Source organism: Micromonospora sagamiensis, assembly GCF_014680085.1.
Classification (GTDB): domain Bacteria; phylum Actinomycetota; class Actinomycetes; order Mycobacteriales; family Micromonosporaceae; genus Micromonospora; species Micromonospora inyonensis.
This window is the reverse complement of sequence record NZ_AP023438.1, coordinates 64,390-80,458: the sequence shown is the minus strand read 5'-3', so window position 1 is coordinate 80,458 and position 16,069 is coordinate 64,390. Positions and strand designations below refer to the sequence as shown.

Below are 16,069 nucleotides of genomic sequence, written 5' to 3'. Positions count from 1 at the left end.
CATGCTGCCGGTTTCGTCGGTTCCGGCTTCTCGTGGCACGGGGTCGCCGTACCGTCGGGTCAGGGCACGCTGAGGTGGGGAGGGTCGGTGCCGCGCCAGGTGACGTCGACCGCTCCGGGAACGCCCCCGTACCCGATGGTGGGTACACCGGTGCACTGCAACGCCCGCGACCACGGGCTGACCGGGGACGGCAGGACGAACGACCAGCCGGCCCTCGCCGCCCTCGTGAACCGGCTCGGTGACGTGTTCGCGGCGAACGGGCGGGCCCAGGTGATCTACTGTCCGCCCGGCGTGTACGCGATCCGCGACGCCGGTACGGTCTGGCGCAGCGGGGTATCGCTGGTGGGAGCGGGACCGGGCGCCACCCGCTTCGTGTTGAGCAACGAGGGCAATCGTGCCGAGCCCGTGCCCCTGGCGTTCTTCACCGCCCAGCTGCACGGCGCCAGCCCCGACCACCACCTCGCCTACTGCACCTTCGCCGACTTCGAGATCGACGGGTCGGGCGTCGCCTCGGCCGACTACAACCCGCTGGCCAAGGGCCTCGGGTTGCAGTACGTGATCGGCGGCCTGTTCCGCAACCTGTTCATCCACCACACCGCCGCCACCGGGTTCGGCTGCGACTTCCTCCAGGACACGCTGGTCGAGGGGGTACGGGTCGTCGGATGCGGCCGGATGGACAACGGCCTGGAGATGGGCGGTGCCGGCATCGGCGTCGGCATCGGCGCCTGGGGCGCCGTGGAGCGGCTGACCATCGCCCACTGCAGCGCCGTGGGCAACGCCACCAACGGGATCTTCCTGGAGATGCAGTACCGGGGCGAACCCCAGCCGCGCGGCATCCGTGTCGTCAACTGCCACGCCCAGGGCAACCGGTTCGGCATCGCCGACTGGGGCGCCGACGGACTCATCGTCACCGGGTGCACGATGACCGGGAACCTCGAGGCGGGCTTCCAGGTGTCGGCCAAGGGCACCACCGGTATCCCCGGCAGGGGCGGACTGCTCACCGACTGCGTCATCGACGGCAACCTGCGCGACGGGGTCAGCATCGGCAACACCCGTGGCCCCTACACGGTGCGCGGCAACCGGATCAGTGGCAACGGTCGTTACGGCTACCACCACCACGACCTGGGTGCCAGTGACGGCACCGCCGCCGAGGAGATCGTCATCGAGAGCAACGACATCTGGGGCAACAGCGCCGACGGGATCCGTTTCGACCGCCCGCTACGCGACACCGTCGTCATCAACAACCGGATCCGCAACAACGGTCGCCAGCGCGCCCCCGCCACCACCGGCGGAGGGGAGTCCGTCCGTTACCGCGACACCACCCTCGTCGACCGCCAGGCCACCTGGCCGAAGGACGGACACCGGGGCAAGGTGCTCCGGGTCGGCGACCGGTACGCCGTCGTGGCCGCCAACGACGAGAACACCCTGACCCTCGCCCCCATCCGTCCCGGCGCGACCAGCGCCTGGTCGGCTGCCACGCCCCAGCCCGGTGCCGCTTACGAGCTGCCGGCACCGCCCGCGAACCGGGCCGGGATCACCATCAACGCCAGCGTCGACGCCGTCACCATCCGGGGCAACCTGATCCGTGACAACGGCCCCGGCACCCAGACCCACGGCCTGTGGATCACCGATCGGGGCAGCTGCCTGAACTGCCGGGTGGTCGAGAACGACCTCGACGGCAACCGCACCGCCATCCAGGCGGACACCCCCGCCGTCGGCGGTCACTGGGAGGGCAACTACGGCAACCCGTAGCGGAATCAGCTCGGCTCCGACGAGGACGGGAGCCCGTCCGGTCCGCACGCTGCCGTGTCGGTGCCCACCGGTGGGGCCGGCGGTGGGTCGTCGGGCGGCTGCGGCGGCGAGATCCAGGTGACCAGCACGACCGAGATGATCATAAGGAGGAACCACGACGCGAGCTTCGCCGGCGAGACGGGTTGCCAACCGCCCAACTGGCTGGGGTAGAGCCAGGCGTTGGACCAGGTGGCGATGTTCTCCGCGAGCCAGATGAAGAAGGCGACCAGGAGGAACGCCAGCAGCAGTGGCATGCGCCAACGGAACCGGAATACGCGGAACTGCATGACACAGCGACCGAACACCAGCACGACGACGGCGATGAGCAGCCAGCGGATGTCGAGGACGTAGTGGTTGGTGAAGAAGTTGGCATAGATCGCGGTAGCCAGGACAGCCGTCGCCCAGCGTTTCGGGTAGCGCGCGAAACGTAGGTCGAACAGCCGGTTCACCCGAACCATGTAGGAGCCGACCGCCGCGTACATGAAGCCGCTGAAGAGAGGGACCGCACCGATTCGCAGCACGCCGTCGGGCAGGTAGGACCACGATCCGACGTGGGTCTTGAACAGTTCCATGGCCGTGCCGACGAGGTGGAACAGGATCACGACCCGCAGTTCCCGCAGGGTCTCCAGGCGCGCCGCGACCATGACGATCTGGATGGCCACCGCGGCGATGGTCAGGAAGTCGTTGCGGGCGAGTGTCGCGTCCTCCGGATACCAGAGGTGCGCCGCGAAGATGACCACCAGCATGGCCCCGCCGAACACGCAGGCCCAGGCCTGTTTGAGCCCGAAGACCACGAACTCGGTCAGCCAGGAAGCCGGTCCGCGCTGCGGCAGCCGCGCCAGGATCGCGTGGACGCGGGCATCGATCGAGCGTTCGGTCGTGGTCCGGGTGGCTGGTTCGCCAGGGGTGCGCACCGCCCCGACGCTATCCTGCCGGCGCGGGCCCGCCCGCGCCGCCCAAGGGGCACCGCCCGGCTCAGGTGCGGTCGGCCAGGAACGCGTCCAGGGCGGCCACCGACTCCCGCCAGCCGGCGGGGCGGTCGTAGGCGATCCAGTTCCGTTCCGCCAGCGCGTGCAGCACCTCGTGGACGTCCAACCGCTGGTGCTCACCGGGGCCGTCGACGCCGTACCCTTCGGTGAGGGCGGTGGTGTCGGCGGGCCGGTGGTAGCGCACGTGCAGCCGGGTCTGGGCCAGATCACTCAGCGGGTCGTTCCAGGACGCGCGTTCCAGGTCGACGACGCCGCACAGGCGGGGTTCGCCGGTGGCGGGTACCAGCAGGTTGCTGTCGACGAAGTCGTTGTGGCACAGCACCGGCCCCGGACACGCCGCCACGACCCGCCGGTGGTCCTCGACGAAGTGTCGGATCCGCTCCGCCAGACGAGACGGGCCACCGGTCCGCAGGTACCGCGCGGTCAGTTCACCGGTCCGGGCCGCCACGTGCTCCCACGCGGTGGGCCGACGTGGCCCGTCGTCGAGCAGGTCGCCGAACTGCTGGCCGGACACCCGGTGCAACTGCCGCAGAGTCCGACCCACCTCACGGGTGAGGGCCGTCGTGCGGGCCGGGTCGAGGTCGGCGCGACGGTCCGCCCAGCGCACGCCGTCCAGGCGGGTCATGAGCAGGAAGCCGACGGCCGCAGGGCCGTTCCGCTGTCCGTACCCGACCGGCCGGGGCGCCGCGATCCCGGGCACCTCACCCAGCAGCCGCTGGGCCAGCACCTCGGTGTCCAGCCGCCGCCGGGCGGTCGCGGGATAGACCTTCAGGACGTACGGCGACCCGTTGCCGTCGCGTACGCCGACGACCTGGCCCACCGCACCCTGCACCGAGGGCGCCCACCGGTCCACCTCGATGCCCGGCACCTCCGGTCGCAACCGGCCGAGAACATCGCCGAGCACTTCGGGATCGACTGCCACGGGCACCATCCTGCCGTTCGCTCGGGCACGCCGCTCGGGTGGCCGGTCGGCAGTCGTCGCGCGGTCACCCAACCGGACCCGGGTGCCCCTGGAACCGCTGCCTTCATCGTCGCTCGTCGCCTCTACCGGCGAGAAGCACGAACGCGACCACCCCGACCGCCGAGACGATCGCCTGAGGCAGGATCATGGCGGTGGGCGCGCCGGTGACCAGGGCGACCAGGGTCGGCACGGTGAACAGCACGGCGACGTCGTAGCCGGTCGCGGCCCAGTGCAGCGGCCCGGTCGGCAGGATACCCATGGGGGTCACGATCGGCGGCAGCTCGTGACGGACCGCGCCGCGTCGTGCCGCCCGGAGCGCCCCCACCGCCAGTCCCGGCCCGGCGGCGGCACCGAGCAGTGGCCAGGCCCAACCGTCCGCGCCGGGGGTCCGCGCCGCGAGCAGGGCACCCGCACCGACACACCACACCACGGCGAGGGTCACCGGCAGCGCCGACCGGGCGCCCACCAGGGTCGGGCCAGGGAGGTTGAGCAGCCGACGCAACGCGGGCAGGTCTCGGTCCCGTCTCGCGTTGACCGTCGACGGTGTGACCGCGGCGAGCCCGCTCAGCAGCCAGCCGGCGGCCAGCGTGACGCCCCAGCCGGTGAGGATGCCCAGGAGCGTCGGCACCAGCAGGGCCGCCCCGGCGGCCAGGAGATGCTCAGGAGATCGGCGGAGTACGACGAGATCGTGGCCGACCACGGCGCGGGGACCGGCGACCCTCGGCAGCTCACCGCCCCTCGGGGCGCGCACGGCCCACCGGCGTTCCTCGGCGGCCCGGGACGCGATGCCCGGGTCGACGGTCACCAGCCCCGCACCCGCGATCGCCCCCAGTGTGCTGCCGGCGGCCAGCCGGCGCAGGGGAAGCCGGTCGAGCCGCCACACGGCGACCGCGGTGACCACGAGTCCGGCGAGCACCGCCCACGGCAACCAGGACCCGCCCCGGCCGTCGGCGGCGGCCTGTGGCCAGCTCCACGGACCGATCCAGGTGGACACCACCGACGCCGGAGTCCGGATCACGGTCAGGACCGCGGCCGCCACGCCGAGGAGCACCGCGATCCGTTCCAGCACCGTCGCCGAGGCGTCGGTCACGGTCTGGACGACCATGACGAGGGCCCCGGACAGCAGCCCAGCGGCGATGCCGGCGGTCACCACCGCTGCGGCCGCCGCCTGGTCGGCCGCCCCGACGACGGCCACCACGAAGGCGCCGTGCAGCGCACCGGCGACGGCGGCGACCGACAACACCAGCGCGGCGCTGGGGAGCAGAAGAGCCCGCCGGTCGACCGGGCCGGTCAACCACCACGCCAACGTCGCCGGGGTGGCGGTGACCGGACCGAACCGGGCGGCGACCGTCAGGGCGAAGGCGTACCCGAGTAGACCCACGGCGAGCAGCGGCACGGCCGTCGCGGGATCCGCCGCGCGGCTGACCCCGCTGAGCAGCCGGGGCAGCGTGCCCGCCCCGACAGCGATGCCCACCAGGACGGACAACGACAGGAAGTAGACGTTTCCGGCCCGGCCCTCGTGGTCGCGGCGGCGCTGCCTCAGCCACCGCCGTGCCGCCCCGGGGGGGTTGGCCCGCCACGGCCGCCCGTCGGACACCGGGGAATCGGCGGGTGCCCGCCTCGTCACACTCATCGCGCGCCGCTGCGTCGACGCCGCTTCCCCGACGTGCCCGCCGGCCGGGCGGTGGTGTCCCGATCCAGCGAGAGCGTGCGCAAGCCCGGGCCGGTGGCGACTGAGGCGTCGTGGGTGACCAGCACGACCGTGCCACCACGGTCGGCGTACTCGACCACCAGTCGGCCGACGGCGTTACGGCCGGTCTCGTCGAGGTGCCGCTCCGGTTCGTCGAGCAGCAGGAGCCGGCTCGGACGGGCCAGCACCATGGCCACCGCCAGCCGCTGGCGTTGCCCGGACGACAACTGACCGGGAACGGTGTCGGCGAAACCGTCGAGGGCGAGCGCAGTGGTCAGGTCGGCGGCGGTGAACCAGTCGTCCGGCAACGGGTCGTTGACCAGTTGGACGAAGCTCAGGTGCTCGGCGGCGGTCAGATTCGGGTACCACGCACCACCGTCGAGGAGGGCGGCGACGGAGCGGCGGAAGCGGGGGTCACGGTCGTCGGCCGCCCGTCCCTCGACCGTCACCGTGCCGCCGAGTGGTCGCTGCTGACCGGCCAGGCACCTGAGCAGGGACGACTTTCCGCTGCCGTTGCGGCCGGTCACCACCAGGACCTCGCCGGTGTCGACGTCCATCCGCAGAGCGTCGAACAAGGGCTGGTCTCGATAGCCCACGGACAGGTCACGGCTCTCGAGAAACATCAGGGCCTTCCTCCCCACCACCGGTCGGTGAGGACTGTTTCGTCGGATGTAGGCGCATTGACACGCTACCGGAGTAGCGCACGGAACACGGTCAGGGAAACGGGTGTGGATGAGGATTGACCGCCGTTTCCGGCAGCACGGAGGTGCGGTGACCGAGGCGTACGGGTACCGTCCTCAATCGCTCGATTCCGTGGATCCGCCGATTGGCGTGCCCGAATGTCATCGGCAGGGTGCCCGGCACAATGACCTTGACGCACGACAGTCCCGCAGCCCGGTGCTCCGCAGTGGTCTGATCCACCACCAGCACATCCATGCCGGTGGAGAGGAAGCGGCCGATCAGGGCATGCAGATCGTTGCGCAGGTCGTCCTGGGGAACGAGACCGCACCGGCGGGACATCTCCGCCACCGTGGTGGTCCGGTCGGAGGCGAGCAGGAAGTCCATCCGGCTGCCAACCGCCGGATGGGAGTAGAGCAGCGAGTGATCGACCATCCGGCGGACCAGGGCGTCGTCGCGGACCATGGCCTCGATCCGGTCGGCGTGTCGGGGAGCGGACCGCGCCACACTCGCCGCAATCGGGCCGAGTTCGCCGAGGGCCTGTCGCAGCGCCTGTTCGGGGTCGGGGTGGGCACCCCCCGCACAGACCACCGCAGGTCGTCCCGCCCCCGGACGCCGGTGCGTGGCCATCGCCCACAGACAGGGCACACCCTGCTCGACGGTGGTGTCGAAGACCGCCACCTCGGCGCCCGTGGTCTCCTCGATTCGATGCACCAGCACCCTGGTGCGGGGATCGGCGGTGGAGGCCAGGTCGAGCCGGGGCACGGGGAGGCGGGCGAGCCAGGTCAGCAGGAAGGCGTCCCGCTCGGCGACCTCCAGCAACCCGAAGAGGATGGCCTCCTCCAGACAACCCCCGAGGGCGCATCCGTTGGAGATCTCGTCGACGAATCGCGGTTCGTCCGGGTGGGTCAGCGCCGTGCCCCAGTACGCCACGGAGAGCGGGACGAGGACCGGCCGGTTCCGGTGGAACGAGTGCGCCCACACCCAGGTACAGACGGTGTCCTCGGTGAAGGGCACGAAGGGAAAACCGGGCGTCGCGTAGGCCTCCGGCGCGTGCGTGCCCAGCGTCCGTGGGTCGATCGCGTCCGAGCGGATCGCCTGGTAGGGCGCGCGGACCGTCGGCCGGCAGCCCCCAGGAGCAACTCCGCCCCACCGTTCGACGGCCTCCAGCAGGGCGGTGAGGTCACTGTCGCGGTAGTTGTCGGCGCGACCCCAGCCGGACTCGGTCACCGGGGCGGCGCCCGGGGCGCCGCCGCGTAGGCCCAGCGGAGCCCGGGCGACCGTGAAGCCCGCCTCGTCATCGCGTTCCACCCGCCTGACCAGACCGGCGTACGGGTCGACGAAGAGTGAGTGCAGGTCGTCGAACTCCTGCCGCATGTCCCGTATCCGGTAGCGATCCGGTGCCGGTTTGGGACGGCTTCGTAGAGTGAGTCGGGCCCGGTCCGGTCCGTCGTCGGGCAACGTGCCACAGTACGGACAGAACGGGTCGGGTAGGAACCGGTGTGTCCGCACGGCGAGGGTGCTCAGGTTCAGCCGCATGACCGCCCCTGACGCGCGCAGGTCCACGTACCGCCCTTCTCGCATCGCCGTGACCTCGGCGGCGACGAGATCGGCCGCCGCAGCGACCGCGAGCGCCGGCAGGCCCGTCGGTGGAGCGTCCGCCAAGCGCACCGCATGTCGGGCGCAAAGGGCGCGGAAGTGCTCCTGCGCGCGGCTACGCCGCAGCCGGACGCAGGACGGGCACCCGGGCACACCCGGTCGCTGCCACGGCCCGATCACCAGCTCGCCCGGCTCGCCGTGGACGGTCAACGAGCCAGCCGCCGGGATCCGTGCGACGCCTGCGGTGACATCATCGCCGCCGATGGGCCACCCGTCGCTAGCCAGCACCAGCGGACCAGCCGCACCGTCCATCCGGCCCCAGTTGCGTGGAGCAGCCCCGGCCGGAACCGGGTGGACCGGCCGCAGGCCGTGCGGCGCCGCGTCGTCCGGGACGGCACCCATCGGGATCCGCCGCAGTCCGTAGGGCTCGAGAAGGCGGGCGAGGGTGTCGGCGACCAGACCCGTGCCGGCCAGCAGGGGTACTGCGGTACCGCGAGCCTCACCCATCGACGAGCACCACCCGCAGCACGTAGGGCAACACCGCGTGCACGGCGGGGTCGTGGTCCAGCGGCACCACGACGGGAACGGTGCCGTCCCGCTGGAACGCGTCCACGAGGTCGACCGGCTCCGCGGCGGTCGTGGGTACGTCGGCGGCCGGTACGTGGACCGGTGTGGACGCGTAGCGGGAATCGTCGTGCCACATGGACTGGGCTCGTAGCAGCGCCTGCGCAAGCGCGGCCCGTGTCGCCGCCGGCTGGTCCACCCCCGCCGCGCAGCCCACGATGTCCTCGCCGCACATGACAGCCACCACCGGAACACCGAGCTTGCCGGTCACGTCCAGCACCCGTAGCGTGCTGCCGGCTCCGCCCAGCAGCGTCCACAGTGCTTCCGTAGTGGGCTCGATGTGATCGAGTTTGACATGCCTGGTGGCCGGATCGACCCGGGCGGCCAGTCGGCGTCGTGCGTCCGCCACCGCATACGACAGGAGCGCGGCCTCCAACGCCTGGGCCCACGAACAGCCGGCCGCGGCGCCCACCGGAAGGTCCGCGTCCGAGGCATCGAACACTCGCGTGGCCGGTAGCCGGACGGGCTCGCCGTCGGCCAACCGGACCCCCCACACCGTCCGGCCGGGACCGAGGCGTCGCTGGTCAACGACCCGAACGGCATAACTGGCCAACGCCCGCAGGGCAGCTGTCCTGCGGGCGTCGGCGTAGGTGCGGGCGGCCGCCCGGAGCCGGAGCCGACCGGTGGGCGTGGCCACGTCGATCTCGGTGACGTGGAGCGGTGACTGGGCGAGGTCGTGCTCGCCCACCGCTCGGAAGATCCCGACGACCGGATCGACGCAGGCGGCGACCCGACGGTCGAGGTCCTCGGCGCCCACCGGTGTACCCGCGCGCATCCGACGGACAGCGGAGACGGTCTCGTCGGGGCCAGCGGCCCCGCCCGGCGAGGCCAGCAGGTGCGGCAGGACCCGGACGGGGGTGGTGACCAGGCTTTCCGCGTGCACCAGCCACATCGCCGGCCCTTGCTGCTCGCCGTCGAGGGTCCGCTCGACCATGCGGACGAACTGCCGAGCGACGTGGCGTACCGCGTAGTCGGAGGGAGGAGGTCCGTCCCGGTCGGCGCTCAGGTCGATCCGAGACCAGAGGCCCGCCGCATCGGCGTTCACCCCCACCGGACCGATCCAGCCGTAGCCGGCGCGCAGGGCGGCGTGCCCGACCGGGACGCTGCGGCGGGCCGCCCGCTCGACCTTGGCGGCGGCACGCGGCGACAACTCGTCGGTGGCGTGCAGGATCACATGGTCGGGAAGGTGCGCGGGAGTCGCTTCCGTGGCATGCGGCACTGATGCCGCCTGCAGCAAGCGCCAGCCGGAGGTCTGTAGGGCGACGAGGGTCGCCGCGTGTAGTCGTCCGCTGCCCGCCAGCACCACGTGTGGCCGGTTCAGTACCGCACCGGCCGGACCACCGGGGATGTCCCGGTCGGCGTCCTCGATCACGCCGTGGTCGGCGAGGATGTCGACCAGCCGGGTCACTGCCGTTCGACGTGGCGGCGTCAGCTTCGTGGTGAGTCCCTCGAGGGTGTGACTGCCATCGAGGAAGGGGACGAGCCGACGGAGCCAGGCACCGGCCCCGACCACTCGGACGACCTCAGTCCCTACGACGAAGGCGGCGTCCTCGGCGGAGCCGACGTCGTAGGCGTCGTGACGCAGGCGTGGCCTCATCGCCCGGCCCGCCGGCTGCCCAGGGCGAACTCGCCGACGCTCGACTCGTGCAGGGGATCGCGACCGGTGGCGGCGGCGAAGAGGTCAACGTCGCCCGTCCCGAGGGCACAGGGCGCCAGCCCCATCGCGGTCGCCACCAGGTACATGGTCTGCATGAGAACTCCGACGTGCTTGAGGACGAGGGCATACCCCATCGACTCGTACTTCCACATCAAGCGGCCGAACCGCGCCGAGAACACGATCAGGACCTGCGGCTGACCGGGGCCTGCCATCGCCGCCGCCGCACGCCGTAGCAGCGCCCGGACCGCGACGGGCTCGGCCGGTACCCGGGCGAGCCCATGCTGGTAGGGCTCGTAGTGGTAGAGCCCGGGTGCCAGACCGTCGACGCTGCGTACCAGGAGGTAGATCTCCAGCTCGTGTAACCGTCCCCCGCTGGGGTACGGCCGGTCGGACATCTCGACACCGTCGTGGTGGTCGTGTGCCCGGACCCGGGAGCAGCGATACAGGAACTCCGACACCTCCGCCATTCGGATCGGTCGCTCCTCGTCATACGAGCGGTGGGAACGCCGTGACTCGATGGCCTCGGTCAGGGTGACCAGGTCAGCCGGCGACCCGGCGAGGTGCGGTGCGGGCAGGGGGACGTGAGACCAGACGGGGTCACCGCCGGCACCTGGCAACGCCGGGAAGACCCCCTTCGCCCACGAGGTGCCGCCGAAGTCCACCCCGAGCCGGCGGTGGGCCCGGTCCCGGCTCTCGTGGTGGAACCAGAGTTCGTGCGGTCGCCACTGGGCGTGCGCCAGGTCCGCCGCCTCGTCGTCCTCCTCGGGGGTCAGCAACCCGCACGCCCGTAGTCGGTCAGCGAGCTGGACGGGAACCCCGGCGGGCATCGCGGAGCCGTCCCGGGGGACCGGTGCGGCGAGGGTGGCCAGGGCGGCGACGAGGGTCCGGTCGTACACGGTGAGCTGCTGGGTGGCCAACGGCGACTCCAGCACCGCAGCGGACCCCGCCCGCCGCAGGATCGCGAACCGCGACAGCACCGACCGGGTCCCCGCCGGCCGGTCGTCGGGCTCCCTCGGCCGCCCCACCGGTGTCATGGTGTACGTGGAGGTGCCCGCCGTGCCCGTCTCCACGCCGGCCCACCCGCCGCCGACCAGCAGCCGGTCCAGCGCAGTGGGCAGTTCCGTTCCGGTACAGCTGCCGTCGGCGAGCCGGGCGAGGGTGCTACGGCCACGGTCATCCAGGACGCCCAGGCGAACCGTGTCGGGGCCGCACACCAGTTGGACCTCGCCGCTGCCCGCGGTGACGGCGGAGACACCTGGTCGCAGCCGGACCCGTACCGGGTCTGTGCCGTTCACCCGGCAGCCTCCGCCGGTCCGGGCAGGACCACGTCGGCCGCTGTCACGCCGTAGAGTTCCTCGGCCACGTTGGCGGCGAAGTGGCAGAGCATGAAGCGGTGCACCGGGGCGAGTCCCAACCGGGTCAGGTACAGGTAGGTGTAGTTGAGGACCAGTCGGTAGGTGGCGAACCAGGTCCGGTCCACCGGTCGACGTTCCCCGAGCGCGTGGCGGTGGAAGGGGCTGCGCCGCAGCATCTCCACGACGTCGGCGTTGCGCGGGTCGGCCAGGTCGAGATCAGCCCACGGTGGGTCCATGCTCAGCGCCCCCGAGCGGATCAGGGTCGCGCCGTGACGTCGGACCGGTTCCACGGTCCGAGCCCAGGTGGTGGCGGCGCTGGCGGCACCCGTGTCCAGGCGGGACAACAGCCGTTCCGTCCGTTGTCGCAGGTCCGGACCGTACGCCGCGTATCGTTCCTGCCACCGCTCCCGCATTCCGCGCGCCTCTGGCCACCAGGACAGGAACGCGTCGGCATGGGACCGGAAGGAGACGAACCCCCTGGCGAAGCCGACGCCGGAGAGCAGGTGGGCCGAGGCGATCATCAAGTCGTACGCCATGGTCGGCAAGGAGCCGCCGGCAACCATTCGGCGGGTCGCGGCGAAGGCGAGTGGTGTTGTCGCCACGTGGAAGTCCGCCAGAAGCTCGGCGGCGACGGCACTGCCGAGCACCTCGATCCGATCGTCGACCGGGATCTCCTCGATGGTGTTGTCCGGATGGAGCGGCGTCAGGGGTTCGCGGACCTTTTCGAGTTCGGCCAGCCGGCGATGCTGGGCCAGCGTCCGGTACGGATCGAGGACGGTGGTGGACGGGTGCCGGGCCAGGAAGCCCCCGACCACATCCTCGACCATGGGCAGCACGGTCGAGTCGAAGACCGTGTCGTCGACGTCGAACATCAGGCGCAGGTGCGGCCCGCGTAGCCAGTGGCGCAGGTGGTACGCGCGGGGAACCGTGACGGCGAGGCGGGTGAAGAGCGGTTCCACGGCCTCGACGACCAACCTGTCCTGGGATTCGTCGTGGTAGTGCACGGCGACGCACCTCCACCTACTCATCTCGCCTCCTCCCACTGTTCGGCGATGGTGAGGACGGCCAGCTGGCGAAGCAGTCCCTCGGACTCCAACCGCACCCCGATCCGGTTGCAGAACAGGTGTGCGCAGATGTCCAGCACGGGGAGGGCCTGCGCGGCCGGGTCCGGGCCGAGGGGCGCGGAGGGATAGCGGGGTGGCGTGAACCTGCCGGCGGCGATCTCCCCGGCCAGTACGGTGTGCAGCGTCCGAACCGACCGTACCCAGCGCACGAAGGCCTCGCCGGCCGGTAGCCGATCCTGTTCCAGGACCAGCCGGCGCAGCTGGACGACCGTTCGTCGCAGTGACTCCCGCTGCTGCGCGAAGCGGTGCGGCACGGAGGTGCCGGGTGCTGCGTTGGTCAGCAGCTCCGCCCAGCTCGCGGTCTGCCCGGTGAGGGCGGCGAGCAGGTCCCCGCGCTCGCCAGCGGCCACGAACCAGGTCAGCACGATGGCGGCGAAGGCAGCGGTGTCCCTGGTGGCGAGGGCGGGCCGGGTGCCGAGCAGCTCCAATGCCAGCTCGGTGGACTCGGCGAAGTGATGCTCCACGGCGGTGGCCGAGCCGCCGTTGCCGTACCGCGACTCCTCCCGTACGTAGGGGACGAACGTCATCGTGTTGTTGGGTTGGAGGCGCTGTGGTTGGCCCGTCCGCTCCCAGCGGGCCAGCCGAGCGGCGGACCGCTCGTAGGTCTCGGCATCGAGCAGTGTCGGCGACGGGTTCCCGGCCAGCCAACTCCGGCAGCGCTCGCGCAGCAGCGTCCTCAGAGCAGGCAGGGCGCCCGGCCCGGTCGACCGCAGCCGCCACCGGACGTGGGGCCCGCCGTCCCAGTAACGCAGGAAGAACGTTTGGCGCACGAGCCCGGCGGCACGCAGCTCACGGCCGAGAGGGCTGACCAGTCCGGTGAGCAGCGGGTCGAGGTCCCCCTGGTAGAACAGGTGGACACCCAGCCAGTCCGAATCAGACATGTAAGCGCCTCTCGCTGAGCTCGACGATCATCTCGGTGACCCGCGGGTCACCGTCCGCCCCGACCGGAGACAGTGGGTCGGGCAGCGCCTCCTCGAATGTGACCGAGCCCGACTCCGACGAGCAGAGATGCTCCAGGACGCTCAACAGCCAGGGATTGGCCACGTCGACGTACATCGGCTTGCGGCCCTTGTCGAAGACCCTGGTCTGCCAGGGGCCGTCCTCGGTCACCGTCCGGATGTAGCTCCGGCTCGGGATGCCCTTCTCCCGCAGCCAGCGGGCGAGTCGGACCAGGTAATCGGCGTCGTGCTCGCCCGGCTGCCGCACTGGAATCTGGCTGGCCGGTACGGTCCAGCGGGCACGTTGCAGGGTCAGCCGGCCGACCTCGATCCGTGGCTGCCGGACGACGCCCTCGGTGCGCTGCTCGCCGACAGTCACGATGGGGAACTGCGGGTGCAGGAAGAACGACTGGCCGAAGGCGGCGAACATGAACCTCGCCGCCGGCGGCATGAGGGGGTCGGCCATCAGGCCGGTGTGCGCTGGCAGGATGGGGACCCGCAGTGGGGGCCAGCCGAGTTCCCGCAGCCCGGATTGGGAGTTGCGGCGCACGACGAGTTCTCCGAAGGGGATACGTTGGGCGACCGGGCGGTCGCTGTTGGTGAAGGGATAGTCGATCTCCCACGGCGCCGTGGGCTCGCGTAGGTTCATCGCGACACCGAACGTGCCGGAGAGTTCCGCGACGGCTGGTGCGTCCGTATCCATCTCCACGACGTGGTTCGTCGGCCCCAGCGAGCCGGCCAGCCGTCGCCACCGACCCCTGCCCCTGCCGTGCCCACCGCTGATCACGTTCACCACCGCCCGCAGCCCTTGCCCGGTGGGCCGGGGCTGGAGGTAGCACGAGACCGACGGCGGGGCGGTCACCCAGGTGGGCCAGGTGGCGGTGAGCGCGGCCAGGCGTTCGGGCGCGACGACGACAGTGGTCCCGTCCCGCTCGGCTTCGGCGAAGATCGCCATGGACCGTCGACGGAGTTCGGCGAGCCGTCGCAGCCGCGGCTCCCTCGCCCGGTCCAGGTCCTCGGCGGCGAGCGGCCTGCCGAGCTGCAGGAAACGACTCCAGTCTGCCGTCGAGTCGCCAGCGGCGAGGTCACGTTGAAGGCAGGCATGCAGCTCTGTCAGGTTGATCTCCGGCCGGTCCGGGAACCGGGTCGCGCAGTAGGCGTCGAGCGCGATGCGCACCGGGAGCATCCGGTCGTGCAAGCCCAGCCACCGGCGTACGACGTTGAGGTCGTCGAAGACCGGTTCCCAGGCGGGGAGGGCCGCCTGAGCTCTTCCGACCAGGACGGCGTTCTCGTGGAAGGCGGCCTTGCGCAGGCGGTCGTCGGGTTGCCACGGCAGACCGAGCGCGTGGCCGACACCGGCCACCATCTCGCCGAGGAGACGCTGTCGCCGGTCGTGGGCGGCCAGGTCGGTGGGCTCGTCGTTCGCGTGCAGCGTCTCGTGCAGTCGGCGCAGTTGCGCCGCGACCGTCGATCGCCCGGTGTCGGGGACCGTCTCCCCGTCGTCGCTCCGGGGGGCGGCGCGACCGGCGGCTGCGATGGTGTCGTACCAGTCGGCCAGCTGTGCCTCCGGATCCGGTGCCTGGTCCGCCACCGGCTGCTGAGCCTCCAGTAGACCCAGATGGAGCAGGCGTTCGAGGAACGGCCGGACCTCGGCCGGTTCCTTGCCGGACTTCTCCGCGACCAGGGCGACGAGGTCGTCGAGGATCCGACCGGGCTCTGCGGCCACGACGTCGAGACAGAGAGCGAGACTCCGGCCCAGGGGGACGGAGTGAATGGCCTCGCCCGGTCGTGGCCCGAGGAATGTCACGGTGCCGGCGTCGCGTACGGCGGAGGGGTTCAGCCGTACCGGCAGCGCGCCGACGGCCCCCGGGGCGGCGAGGAGCCGCTCCACGACCTGCCCGAGCATCAGTCGGTCGAGTTCCGGCACGCACCGCAGTGGCCCGTCGACGGGAATCCGCAGTGGTGCGCCGCCGGTCGACCAGTCTCCGAGCGCGATGCTGGTGAAGGTGCTGTAGGGGCTGGTCTTCGCGGCGGCTCGGGACACGTACTTCGCCAGCCCGAGCAGAAGCCGGGGCCGTGGCCGGTCGAGGTGCCCGACCACCCAGCGTCTCGACTGCGCGGCCAGCGAGGGGCTCGCCTGGATCAGACCGCGCTGCAGGGCGGGCACGGCGGCGGCGTCGCGGAGGGCGGACATGGAACGGCGCGCCTCGGCGGTGAGCACTTCCCGCAGCGCCCGGCTCAGCTCCGCCCGCTGGCGTAGCAGGAGCAGGAGCGCCTCGACGTCGTCCACGACATGTTCCGGCAGCTGATCCCGCAGGTCGCCGGGCCAGTCGGCGGGCCGTGGAGGACGGCGAGCATAGAGGGTGCGCCGGAGGGCGACCAGTCGCGGCTTGACGGCGGCGAAATGCAGACGGCCGATGACCTCGTACAGAGCCTCGCTGAGTTCGTCCGCCCGACCGGCGATCGCGTCGTCGAGATCGAGAAGCTGCTGGATCCGGGCCCAACTGTCGCGCTGGACCCCGGCAGCCAGCACGCTCCACGGCAGGCCGGCGACCCGGACGACGAAGGGTCGCTCCAGCTCGTAGCTGCGCCGCATGCTGTACCTCCACAGGCCGTCGGGACGGAAGGGGAGCGCCGGTCGTCACCGGCGCTCCCCTCTGAAC

At 71.8% G+C, this 16,069-nt stretch carries 11 protein-coding genes; 1 reads left to right on the top strand and 10 read right to left on the bottom strand.

Going from position 1 to position 16,069, the window contains the following annotated elements:
• The first annotated feature begins 87 nt into the window (after window positions 1-87).
• Window positions 88-1,752 (top strand): right-handed parallel beta-helix repeat-containing protein, encoded by a 1,665-nt coding sequence (locus IGA62_RS00280; RefSeq protein WP_377464544.1) that lies wholly within the window; start codon window positions 88-90, stop codon window positions 1,750-1,752.
• Between the two features lie 5 nt (window positions 1,753-1,757).
• Here the strand turns inward: IGA62_RS00280 and IGA62_RS00275 are convergent, their stop codons facing one another.
• The 10 genes from IGA62_RS00275 to IGA62_RS00230 form a co-directional block, all read right to left on the bottom strand.
• Window positions 1,758-2,705, bottom strand: a complete 948-nt coding sequence (locus IGA62_RS00275) for a DUF817 domain-containing protein (RefSeq protein WP_145817285.1) — start codon at window positions 2,703-2,705, stop codon at window positions 1,758-1,760.
• A gap of 61 nt (window positions 2,706-2,766) precedes the next feature.
• Window positions 2,767-3,702 carry a phosphotransferase family protein gene (locus IGA62_RS00270; RefSeq protein WP_186499803.1) on the bottom strand — a complete coding sequence of 312 codons (936 nt, stop codon included), beginning with the start codon at window positions 3,700-3,702 and terminating at the stop codon, window positions 2,767-2,769.
• Between the two features lie 103 nt (window positions 3,703-3,805).
• Window positions 3,806-5,338: a DUF6297 family protein gene (locus IGA62_RS00265; protein WP_232624826.1), complete on the bottom strand. Its 1,533-nt coding sequence runs from the start codon at window positions 5,336-5,338 to the stop codon at window positions 3,806-3,808.
• Window positions 5,339-5,370: 32 nt separating this feature from the next.
• Window positions 5,371-6,054, bottom strand: coding sequence for an ABC transporter ATP-binding protein (locus IGA62_RS00260; RefSeq protein ID WP_145817291.1), 684 nt, complete (start codon window positions 6,052-6,054; stop codon window positions 5,371-5,373).
• Window positions 6,055-6,145: 91 nt separating this feature from the next.
• A complete protein-coding gene (locus tag IGA62_RS00255; RefSeq protein ID WP_145817293.1) occupies window positions 6,146-8,215 on the bottom strand; it encodes a TOMM precursor leader peptide-binding protein in 2,070 nt (689 codons plus the stop codon).
• On the bottom strand, window positions 8,208-9,929 hold the full coding sequence (locus IGA62_RS00250) for a YcaO-like family protein (RefSeq protein WP_145817296.1): 1,722 nt from the start codon (window positions 9,927-9,929) through the stop codon (window positions 8,208-8,210). The genes IGA62_RS00255 and IGA62_RS00250 overlap by 8 nt, the downstream gene beginning before the upstream one ends.
• Entirely contained in the window at window positions 9,926-11,284 is a 1,359-nt protein-coding gene (locus tag IGA62_RS00245; protein ID WP_145817298.1) for a SagB/ThcOx family dehydrogenase, read from the bottom strand. The genes IGA62_RS00250 and IGA62_RS00245 overlap by 4 nt, the downstream gene beginning before the upstream one ends.
• Window positions 11,281-12,372 (bottom strand): thiopeptide maturation pyridine synthase, encoded by a 1,092-nt coding sequence (locus tag IGA62_RS00240; RefSeq protein ID WP_145817300.1) that lies wholly within the window; start codon window positions 12,370-12,372, stop codon window positions 11,281-11,283. Before IGA62_RS00240 ends, IGA62_RS00245 begins: the two co-directional genes overlap by 4 nt.
• Window positions 12,369-13,349, bottom strand: a complete 981-nt coding sequence (locus tag IGA62_RS00235) for a lantibiotic dehydratase C-terminal domain-containing protein (protein WP_145817302.1) — start codon at window positions 13,347-13,349, stop codon at window positions 12,369-12,371. The genes IGA62_RS00240 and IGA62_RS00235 overlap by 4 nt, the downstream gene beginning before the upstream one ends.
• Window positions 13,342-16,002, bottom strand: a complete 2,661-nt coding sequence (locus tag IGA62_RS00230) for a lantibiotic dehydratase (protein ID WP_145817304.1) — start codon at window positions 16,000-16,002, stop codon at window positions 13,342-13,344. The genes IGA62_RS00235 and IGA62_RS00230 overlap by 8 nt, the downstream gene beginning before the upstream one ends.
• Window positions 16,003-16,069 lie beyond the last annotated feature (67 nt).

Bases quoted from the DNA above. Each gene is read 5' to 3' on its own strand.
- IGA62_RS00260 (WP_145817291.1), bottom strand. From the start codon at position 6,054: ATGTTTCTCGAGAGCCGTGACCTGTCCGTGGGCTATCGAGACCAGCCC.
- IGA62_RS00255 (WP_145817293.1), bottom strand. From the start codon at position 8,215: ATGGGTGAGGCTCGCGGTACCGCAGTACCCCTGCTGGCCGGCACGGGT.
- IGA62_RS00250 (WP_145817296.1), bottom strand. From the start codon at position 9,929: ATGAGGCCACGCCTGCGTCACGACGCCTACGACGTCGGCTCCGCCGAG.
- IGA62_RS00240 (WP_145817300.1), bottom strand. From the start codon at position 12,372: ATGAGTAGGTGGAGGTGCGTCGCCGTGCACTACCACGACGAATCCCAG.
- IGA62_RS00235 (WP_145817302.1), bottom strand. From the start codon at position 13,349: ATGTCTGATTCGGACTGGCTGGGTGTCCACCTGTTCTACCAGGGGGAC.
- IGA62_RS00230 (WP_145817304.1), bottom strand. From the start codon at position 16,002: ATGCGGCGCAGCTACGAGCTGGAGCGACCCTTCGTCGTCCGGGTCGCC.